General features: G+C 37.7%; 13 protein-coding genes. 1 reads left to right on the forward strand and 12 read right to left on the reverse strand.

What is annotated here, in order from left to right; all coding sequences use genetic code 11:
• Positions 1–19: 19 nt before the first annotated feature.
• Positions 20–127, forward strand: coding sequence for a transposase (locus tag BAZSYMA_RS10630; RefSeq protein WP_206599436.1), 108 nt, complete (start codon positions 20–22; stop codon positions 125–127).
• Between the two features lie 81 nt (positions 128–208).
• Here BAZSYMA_RS10630 and BAZSYMA_RS02535 read toward each other — a convergent pair whose 3' ends face one another.
• The 12 genes from BAZSYMA_RS02535 to glcF all read right to left on the reverse strand — a co-directional run bounded on the left by BAZSYMA_RS02535 (position 209) and on the right by glcF (position 8,967).
• Complete coding sequence (locus BAZSYMA_RS02535) at positions 209–772, reverse strand: hypothetical protein (protein WP_195910059.1); 564 nt, start codon at positions 770–772, stop codon at positions 209–211.
• A 118-nt stretch (positions 773–890) separates the two neighbouring features.
• Positions 891–1,385 carry an SIR2 family protein gene (locus BAZSYMA_RS02540; protein ID WP_090715306.1) on the reverse strand — a complete coding sequence of 165 codons (495 nt, stop codon included), beginning with the start codon at positions 1,383–1,385 and terminating at the stop codon, positions 891–893.
• 9 nt (positions 1,386–1,394) lie between these two features.
• Positions 1,395–2,126 carry a TerB family tellurite resistance protein gene (locus tag BAZSYMA_RS02545; RefSeq protein WP_090715309.1) on the reverse strand — a complete coding sequence of 244 codons (732 nt, stop codon included), beginning with the start codon at positions 2,124–2,126 and terminating at the stop codon, positions 1,395–1,397.
• Positions 2,127–2,181: 55 nt separating this feature from the next.
• A complete protein-coding gene (locus tag BAZSYMA_RS02550; protein ID WP_090715312.1) occupies positions 2,182–2,463 on the reverse strand; it encodes a hypothetical protein in 282 nt (93 codons plus the stop codon).
• On the reverse strand, positions 2,460–3,446 hold the full coding sequence (gene nagZ / locus BAZSYMA_RS02555; protein WP_090715315.1) for a beta-N-acetylhexosaminidase: 987 nt from the start codon (positions 3,444–3,446) through the stop codon (positions 2,460–2,462). Before nagZ ends, BAZSYMA_RS02550 begins: the two co-directional genes overlap by 4 nt.
• Positions 3,447–3,449: 3 nt before the next feature.
• Entirely contained in the window at positions 3,450–4,964 is a 1,515-nt protein-coding gene (locus BAZSYMA_RS02560) for an AmpG family muropeptide MFS transporter (RefSeq protein ID WP_180323716.1), read from the reverse strand.
• Entirely contained in the window at positions 4,958–5,359 is a 402-nt protein-coding gene (locus BAZSYMA_RS02565; protein WP_090715317.1) for a rhodanese-like domain-containing protein, read from the reverse strand. Before BAZSYMA_RS02565 ends, BAZSYMA_RS02560 begins: the two co-directional genes overlap by 7 nt.
• A complete protein-coding gene (locus tag BAZSYMA_RS02570; RefSeq protein WP_090715319.1) occupies positions 5,356–5,802 on the reverse strand; it encodes a L,D-transpeptidase in 447 nt (148 codons plus the stop codon). Before BAZSYMA_RS02570 ends, BAZSYMA_RS02565 begins: the two co-directional genes overlap by 4 nt.
• Entirely contained in the window at positions 5,799–7,115 is a 1,317-nt protein-coding gene (gene rlmD, locus BAZSYMA_RS02575; RefSeq protein WP_090715321.1) for a 23S rRNA (uracil(1939)-C(5))-methyltransferase RlmD, read from the reverse strand. Before rlmD ends, BAZSYMA_RS02570 begins: the two co-directional genes overlap by 4 nt.
• A gap of 121 nt (positions 7,116–7,236) precedes the next feature.
• Positions 7,237–7,416 carry a type II toxin-antitoxin system YafQ family toxin gene (locus BAZSYMA_RS02580; protein WP_090715323.1) on the reverse strand — a complete coding sequence of 60 codons (180 nt, stop codon included), beginning with the start codon at positions 7,414–7,416 and terminating at the stop codon, positions 7,237–7,239.
• Positions 7,417–7,419: 3 nt separating this feature from the next.
• Positions 7,420–7,674: a type II toxin-antitoxin system Phd/YefM family antitoxin gene (locus tag BAZSYMA_RS02585; protein ID WP_090715326.1), complete on the reverse strand. Its 255-nt coding sequence runs from the start codon at positions 7,672–7,674 to the stop codon at positions 7,420–7,422.
• A gap of 174 nt (positions 7,675–7,848) precedes the next feature.
• Positions 7,849–8,967, reverse strand: a complete 1,119-nt coding sequence (gene glcF / locus BAZSYMA_RS02590; protein WP_090715328.1) for a glycolate oxidase subunit GlcF — start codon at positions 8,965–8,967, stop codon at positions 7,849–7,851.
• Between the last annotated feature and the right edge of the window lie 30 nt (positions 8,968–8,997).

Below are 8,997 nucleotides of genomic sequence, written 5' to 3' on the forward strand. Positions count from 1 at the left end.
AACGGTATTGTGCATACTAATGGCATTGAGAGTGTTTGGGACGTTATTAAAACGCGGTTATCATGGTGTATTTCATCATTTTTCAGATAAACATATCGGGCGTTATGTTGATGAGTTTGGTTTTTAGGTTGAATGATGGCAATGTCAAACGATCGACACTGGATAGAATTGATTCAATTGTGTTTGGATTTAGTGGTAATAGGCTGTCTTATAAGATGTTGGTATTAATGTAAGTTAGTCCCTTTTTATAATACTTTTCTGCTTGGTCGTAGTCTTTGCCGATAATCGTTAAAAAGTTTGCATAATTGACACAAAGTTCAAAACTCTTAGGATATTCTTTCAACCCTTTTAGATATATTTCATTTTTCTTATTAGGATCCGTTTCTTTCATGGCTTTTAATTCATAACTCCACCAAGTGGGCAATTGTGGTTCTAATGCCTTTAATTCACTGTCCTTCATGCCCCCTCTTTGACCTAACTTTCTCAGTTGTTCTTGGTAGTTTTTTACTTGTTGAATGACATTCTTAACCAATACACTGTTCTCAACATTGTCTAGATCAATTAATGAAGGGTGTTTTAATTTATCATTTAACACTAGCATAAAACGATCAAACCCTTCAATTTCAACAATAAAATCTTGCTCTGTTAATAGTTTTTTTGTTTCTATTAATAGTCTGTTTTTATCTCTACAACACCAATAGATGGGTTTTCTCCTGATGGTTTTTCGTAAATGATCCATAATGCCTGTGTCGTAGCCACCATAACCAATCACAATCAAATGCACGCCTTCTAAAACAGGGGGAGGTTCTTTTTAAACTCAGGTGACAAGGTATTTGTATCTTGCTCGGTATTTTTTGGGCTTAATAAATAATCATGGTGCAGTTTCACAATCACTGGGCGAATACTAAAAGGTAATCAGCCAAAGAGGTGTGCCCGATAATTAAAGGTTTGGCTTGTTGGGCATTATGAAGTGAGAATAAAGCGTCTTCGGTCATTGTGTCAAAGTTGGTGGTTAGCACAAATTTATGCTTGGTGTTGGTTAGAATTTGTGCCAAAAATAAGTAGCCGATGCTTGGGGTTGCTTGATTAATGTATTGTTGTAGTTCTTCATGACCAGCGGAGGCGTTCGATCTAAAACGCCGAGAGAAAATGTCACTATAGTGTTTGGCGGGTTCTTCTTCCCACTTTTTAAGGTCTGTATTATTGACCCCCTTATTGTCTTTAATGGTTTCCAACCACTTTTCACTTAATTCTTTAGCGGCAAGAATGCCAGACTCAACGGAAGCACCCGCCCCTAAAAAGAAGCCGTATCTTGTATCGCTATCGCTGGCATCGGCAACAGCTTGAATTAATTCTTGATAACTAATGCTTTGTGCTTCTATCATAGGGTGGTGCTAGTGTCGAGATTTTTTGATGGCATCATAAGCTTTGTTGATTTTTTTTGACTGCTCATTAGCGTAATCCATAAATTCTTTAGGTAGACCTTGGGACTGTATTTTATCGGGATGATGCTTTGATATGGCTTTTCTGTAGGCTTTCTTAATCTCTTTATCGCTATTATCTTTAGCGCACCTAAGTACTTGATAATGCTTATCTATATCAGCCTCACCCCAACTACTTTGGTTATTGACACTATTTTTATAGTCATTATATATACCGTTGTGTAAACCTAAATACTCGGGTATTTTTCTTAGAATTTCATCTTCTTGTTCGTGCAAAACACCATCAGAATACGCAACTTCCCAAAGCACTGCATAGACAACCCCTCTCACTTCTGAACTGGCTACTGCTCTATATTGGCTGGCATATTCATAGATTGATTGCTCACTTGACGATGCTTTTCTAAAGGCATTGATAGCAGTTTCTTTGTCTTTGCTACTCAATCTTATAGCGCTCATAAACCGTGTTACAGCATCAATTTCTTCTTTAGCAATGACACCATCTGCCTTTGCCATTTTCGCAAGCATTGAGAAAAGAGAGTTAAGAAATAGTGTTGTGGCATGAGTATTGTTATTAACATTGAATGACTTTGTAACAAAGCTCAATATCCAAACTATCGCAATTCCAACAAATGCACCAACAGCTCCATTAATCCAATAACCAAAAATAGCAGCCAACCAAATCATTTTTTATTTTTACTAATTTGAGACTTTTTTAAAAACATATTGAATTGAATTGAATTTAATTTAAGGTTTTCTTTAGATCGTCAACAGAAATGCTTTGTACCGTTTGTTCATCAGTGTAAACAGGTTTCATTTTAGTATGTATACCGGATTCTTTTTCAATGACGACCTGTCTAGAAATAACGATATCTAGGCAATCGGTGATCATTTTTTGCGTATCCTGTGTCAATGGATGGCGCAATCCTGGCTTGGTCATAGTGTCCTTTGCTACAGAAATAAGGGTTTTTCTCACCGCATTTAATAGGCGAAGTTCAAAATCTTGATTGTTGTCTTTACTCATAGTAAATCACTGATATTTTCTAAATGTTGCGAGTAAGTTATTTTACCGACATCCTTAGACTTAATCCCTCGCATTGATTGTAGTTTTTCACTCATCGTCCAATCACGATCAATCACCTGCTCAACTAATTCAGGATGATTACAAATCAGCACCATATCACAGCCACTCTCAAGTGAGACTTGAACACGCTTGACTATATTTTTAATGAAATGTGCACCTTGCATGGATAAATCATCACTAAATATCACGCCACCAAAACCCAATTTTTCTTGCAAAATTTCCTTAATCCATTTTGATGAAAAACCCGCTGGATTCAAGTCCACTTGCGAGTACACCACATGTGCTGGCATTACGGCGTCCAAACCATGGTTAATAAGCGCCTTAAAAACAGCCATATCTTGAGAAATATCATTCAATGGGCGCCCATCTACTGGTAAATCTAGATGTGAATCTGCTGCTACAAAACCATGTCCAGGGAAATGCTTACCCACACATTTCATACCTGCATTATGCATGCCTTCAATCAGGCTACTGGCCAATTTCACCACCACATCAGGGTTAGAATGGAAGGCTCTATCGCCAATCACAGAAGATACATCATAATCCAAATCAAGCACCGGTGCAAAAGAAAAATCTACACCAATGGCTAATAATTCTGCTGCCAACACATAACCGCAAGACGCGGCTTGTTCTAAAGCGTGGTCTGGATTTTGGTCGTAAATCTCACCGAGTTTTGCCATCGCTGGTAAATGGGTAAAACCCTCTCTAAAGCGTTGCACTCTACCGCCCTCATGGTCAACAGCAATGAGTAAATTCTGATTGGTTAAACGAATAGATTGAATTAAGGATTTCACTTGATAAATATCTTTAAAATTACGCGAAAATAAAATAACGCCGCCAATTGAGGCTTTGGCTAGTTGTTGTTTTTCTAGATTGGTTAATGTCAAGCCTGACACATCCATCATAATAGATCCTAAGTTCATATTTTAATCAATGTAGGGTTTAACTTTATACACCAAATACAAAATTGGCAATCCGATCAGCGTGGTGAAAATAAAAAATTCACTATAGCCAAATACCTCTACGATTGTGCCTGAGTAGCCACCAAAAATCTTAGGCAATAAAGTCATTAAAGACGAAAAAACAGCATACTGAACCGCGGTAAATTTGATATTGGTAAGGCTTGATAAGAAAGCAATAAAGGCTGCCCCTGCCAACCCTGCCGATAAATTATCCATCGTAATGGTAATGTATAGCCAAGTCATATCATGACCGACACTTGCCAAAACGATAAACAATAAATTGGTTATTGCAGACAGAGCCGCACCTAAGAACAACACTTTAAATACGCCAAATCTAATCGCCATCAAGCCGCCTAAAAACCCGCCTGCAACAGTCATAAATAGGCCAAATGTTTTAGACACAGTGGCAATTTCAATTTTGCTAAAACCCATATCTTGGTAAAAAATATTAGCCACAACGCCAAGTACAATATCACTCACTCGATACAAGCCAATCACTGCTAATAATAAAATAGCAACACTCAATCCGTAGCGATCAAAAAAATCTTTAACTGGCTCAACATAAGTACTGTTCACCATCGAACGATTGACAATATTTAACGCGATTAATATTCTAGCTGCCATATAAGCACCTGCAATGGCCAGCATCATTCTTAATGTAGCAACGATAAAACCAGACAAATGCTTATTGGAAAATACTTCCGTAAGGCTTGATTTAAATGCCTTGCCAAGATCAGCACTAACAACAAATGTGGCAATAAAAGCAGCGACTATAGCTAAAAATAATGCAAAAAATCTAAGGTAATCTGCGGTTGAGTATTCTTTATTGTAACGACTTAAATCAGGCTCTTTGATTAATAGTGTTGTTACCACACCGAGCATCATCACCATAATCATCACTAAGTAAGTATTTGACCAAGCTGAAAAACTATATAGCTCTTTGGTGGAGCCAAAATAACTGGCCAAAAATAAACCACCGGCGCCCGCTACTAACATGCCGATTCGATAACCTGCAATATAAGTGGCAGACAACATTGATTGCATATCTTTATCGGCTGATTCAATGCGGTATGCATCAATGACAATATCTTGTGTGGCTGACGAAAACCCAAGTAGCACCGCACCAATTGCCATTAACTCTAAATTATCAATATTAGCTTGCGGATCAACAGCAGACATTAGCCATATTGAAACCATGATTGCCAATTGAGAAATAAACATCCATGATCTTCTTCGACCTAAAAATTTGGTCAAAAAAGGCAAAGGCAACCGATCAACCAATGGCGCCCATACAAATTTAAATGAATAGCCTAATGCCGCCCAAGAGAAGAAGGTGATACTAGATTTTACAACGCCGGCTTCATTAAGCCAAAGCCCTAGCGTAGAAAAAATAAGCAAAATTGGAACACCCGCTGAGAAGCCAAGAAAAAGCATGGTTATCACTCGAGGGTGGATAAAAAGCTTAATATTGTCTAACATTGCACCCAAGGCATGCCATCATGACGCCAGCCATTGACATTGCCACGCTGATCATTTTCATCGAGATCCCCCTCAAAACCACTAACAACATGAGCAACATTGGTAAAGCCAAATTTAAGCAGGCATTTGCCCGCATCACCAGAGCGATAACCACTACGACAAATTAGAATAATTTCAGTATCTTTTTGGCAATTAAAGCGTCCAATAGCAGCAATGAATTCACCTTCATTGGCCTCCCAATCAGGGTCATCAAGCCAGGGCACAAAAATACAGTCAACTGGCCGACCAACAAATTTGTTTTCTGCTTCACAGCGAACATCAATTAGTACCGCATCTTTATTGGCTTTTAGACGCTCTAAAGCATTCTTAGGTAAGTATTGTGCTAATATAGTCATGCTTTCATTATAACAACATCTTCACCGATTTTAACGCGTTCAAATAACTCAATAATATCTTGGTTACGCAGTCGAATACAACCCTTTGAACTAGGCACACCCATTGTTGCCTCATCAGGTGCACCGTGAATATAAATATAGCGTTTTTTGGTATTTTTATTATGCACCTCAAGCCCATCCAACCAAAGAATGCGCGTGAGTATCCAATCTCTATCAGGATGTTGCTGCTTTAATTTAGGTGAATATATTTCACCCGTTGGCACCCTAGCAACTAATACTGCACCTGATTCAAGTCCATCACCAATCATCGAGGCGATTTTAAATTTGCCCGTTGGTGTACAAAATGAACCCTCTTCTTCCCCAAGTCCATTTGCTGCGCTGCTGATAGAATAAGTTTTATCTTTAAAAGATAGTATTTGGTCTTTAATACTAATACTAATCATTTGGTAAATAATGCAATAGATTCAACATGAGCAGTCTGTGGAAACATATCCATCACGCCTGCAGATTCTAGTTTATATCCAATCTTAATGAGTCTAGCAGTATCTCGTGCCAAAGTTGCAGGATTGCACGACACATACACCAATCGCTCAACGCCAAGTTTAGCTAATAATTCTACAATTTCAATCGCGCCTGAGCGCGCTGGATCAATCAGTGCTTTGTTGTATTTTTTGCCTCTAAACCATTCAAAACCTGCTACTTCTTTAAACAAATCTGCCTTATAAAAATCAGCATTTTGAATGTCATTTCTCTGTGCATTTTCCTTAGCACGCTCAATCAGTCCGCTATCACCTTCAACACCAACCACATGTTTTGCATAACGAGCTATCGGCAAAGTGAAGTTACCTAAACCACAAAACAAATCAATCACTTCATCACCCCCATTAAGCTCAAGTAATGACAACGCTAGGTTAATCATTTTTTGATTAAGTTTAAAATTCACCTGCGTAAAATCCGTGGGTAAAAATGCCATTTCAATATTATGCTCAGGATGAGAATAGGTTAAATTAACGCTTTTCTCAAGTGGCTTAACTGTCTCCTCACCACCACTTTGGGTATAAAAAATAATATCCAAATCCTTAGCACAATCTAACAATATTTGCTCATCTTTCACACTTAATGGCTCAAGATGTCGCAAGATAAGCACCGTGTTATTTTCAGCAACGGCAACTTCCAATTGGGGAACTTGTGATTTGATTGAGAGTTTTTCTATTGCATTACCTAACGCTACCAAATGCTCGCCAATAGAAGGATGCAATACTTCGCACCTATCCATATTGGCAATCCAGCCTGATTTTTTTTCTCGAAAACCCACCAATACTTTGTCTTTCTTAGCAACAAAACGCACACCTAAACGCGCCTTACGCCTATAGCCCCACGCCTGCGTTTGCAAAGGCTCAAGCCAATTTTTTGGCTCAGTTTTGGCTTGCTGTTCAAATGCATCTTTTAGCCATTTTCCTTTAGCATCAATTTGGTCTGTGCCGGATAAATGCTGGAATGAACAACCACCACAAATACCAAATACGCAACACTTTGGTGTAATGCGTTTAGGTGATGCAACAAGTACCTTACTCACATCTGCTTCTTCGAATTTAGCACGCGAAAAAGCACGTTCAGCAATCACTGTTTCACCCGGCAACGCCCCACTCACAAAAATTACCTTCTCATCAAGATGCGCAATACCTCGCCCTTCGTGAGAGAGTGATTCAATCTCTAATTCGTAAGTCTTAGGCTTTAGTTTTCTTCTTCTACCCATTTTGATATTTTAATATTTTAATATTTTTTAAATAATTGTTGGTGCGTGCCAAGTCAGCAAAATTAATTTGATTTTTAGATGCCTTGTAAATTAACAACCAATTTGACTTCAAATGGCACTCTTAATAACCCAACCAGTTACCCACTAATTTATGTGTCAAATATTTTTTATCCAAAACAATATCACCAACCAAGTTGGTCATAACCAATTTCAACTCATTGAAATCATTATCATTGAACTTTCCAGAATTTTTGTCACGCTTAATATCTTTCTTAAACTTTTTATCAAGTTTAATGATCATAACTTACAAATCCAAATCATCAAACATCTCTTGAGCATTGTTATAAGTGATGACATCTTTACCTTGCTCTAAGTTTTGAATAGCCTGCATCGTTTCAGCATTTGCAATCTTTCCTGCATTATTTAATGCCTGATATTTTTGATAATCCATTACCACCACAAAAGGCTTATTTTGTTTAGTTATTAACAAATCAGATCTAAGTGCGTTTTGTAAAATAGAAATATTTTGCTTCAAATGACTGCTTGAAGTTTTTTGCATAATTTTTTATCCATTTTGTCTATTCTAGACTATTTTTCTAATAATTTATTCCAATATTCAAAAGTTATTGCAAACTTCTTATTTTCTCAACTTCATTTTTAATGGCAACTGGCAGTTGGTTGATGAAATTACTAAACTTTTTAGTGGTACGCCTTAAATTTTTACTAAAACTAATCAATTACCCAACAGTTCTATCCAATGTTTAACAGGTGCTTTAGTGCCTTTTTGCAAGTGCATTAAACAACCTATATTTGCAGTAACAATCATTTCTGGATTGCTCGCTTGTAGGTTTTGCAACTTGTTGATTTTTAATTGTTGTGAGAGTTTTGGCTGAAATATTGAATAAGTACCCGCTGAGCCGCAACACAGATGAGAATCAGCAACAATAGATGGTTCATAGCCCAACTGCTCCAAAATAGACTCCACCAAGCCACCGAGTTGTTGCCCATGTTGCATCGTGCAGGGTGAATGATAAGTTACTTTTTTGTTAACTGTCTTTAATACTGACAAATCTTTGTCTACCAAAAACTCAGCAATATCTTGCGTTTTTTCGCTCACCGCTTGTGCTTTTTGGTGATAAGGGTCTGACTCATTAAACAATGAAGGGTAATCTTTAACCATGACGCCACAGCCACTAGCACTGGATATAATCACCTCAAATGAATGCCATGCATCAATATTTTTCTTAATCTTTTGTAGCGCTTCATCATTAGCGCCAAGATGTTGGTCAATCGCACCGCAGCACTGTTTTTGTGGGGTTTCTTCTGCTTTATAACCAAGCATTGCTAAGATATTTTTAACACTGTGATTAATATTGGGTGCAAGCGTAGGCTGCACGCAACCACCTAATAACAAAACCTTTGCTTTGATCTTTTTTGGCTTGATTATGGGTGTTTTAATTTTAGAATGTCGAAACAAAAATCCAACCGTATTAAACAACACTGGCGTGGTCAAAAACTTGCGCACTACAAAACGAGAAGCCTTTTGCCATAGTGGTCGTTTGCCCTCTATTAAGGCTCTACCAATATCTAACAAATGCCCGTATTCCACGCCCGATGGGCAAGTCGTTTCACAAGCACGACAAGTTAAACAACGGTCTAAATGTTGTAGACTCTCAGCGGACGATTCATTGTTTTCCAAAGCAGATTTGATCAAATAAATGCGCCCACGCGGTGAGTCTAATTCATTACCCAATAGTTGATAAGTCGGGCAAGTCGCTAAGCAAAATCCGCAATGCACACACTTACGAATAATATCATTGGCTTTAAGGTTTTGAATGTCTATTGTTTGCATAAAATAGTTACCAATAAAATTAAGGGACTA

Source organism: Bathymodiolus azoricus thioautotrophic gill symbiont, from assembly GCF_001298715.1.
In the GTDB taxonomy this organism is placed as follows: Bacteria; Pseudomonadota; Gammaproteobacteria; order PS1; family Pseudothioglobaceae; genus Thiodubiliella.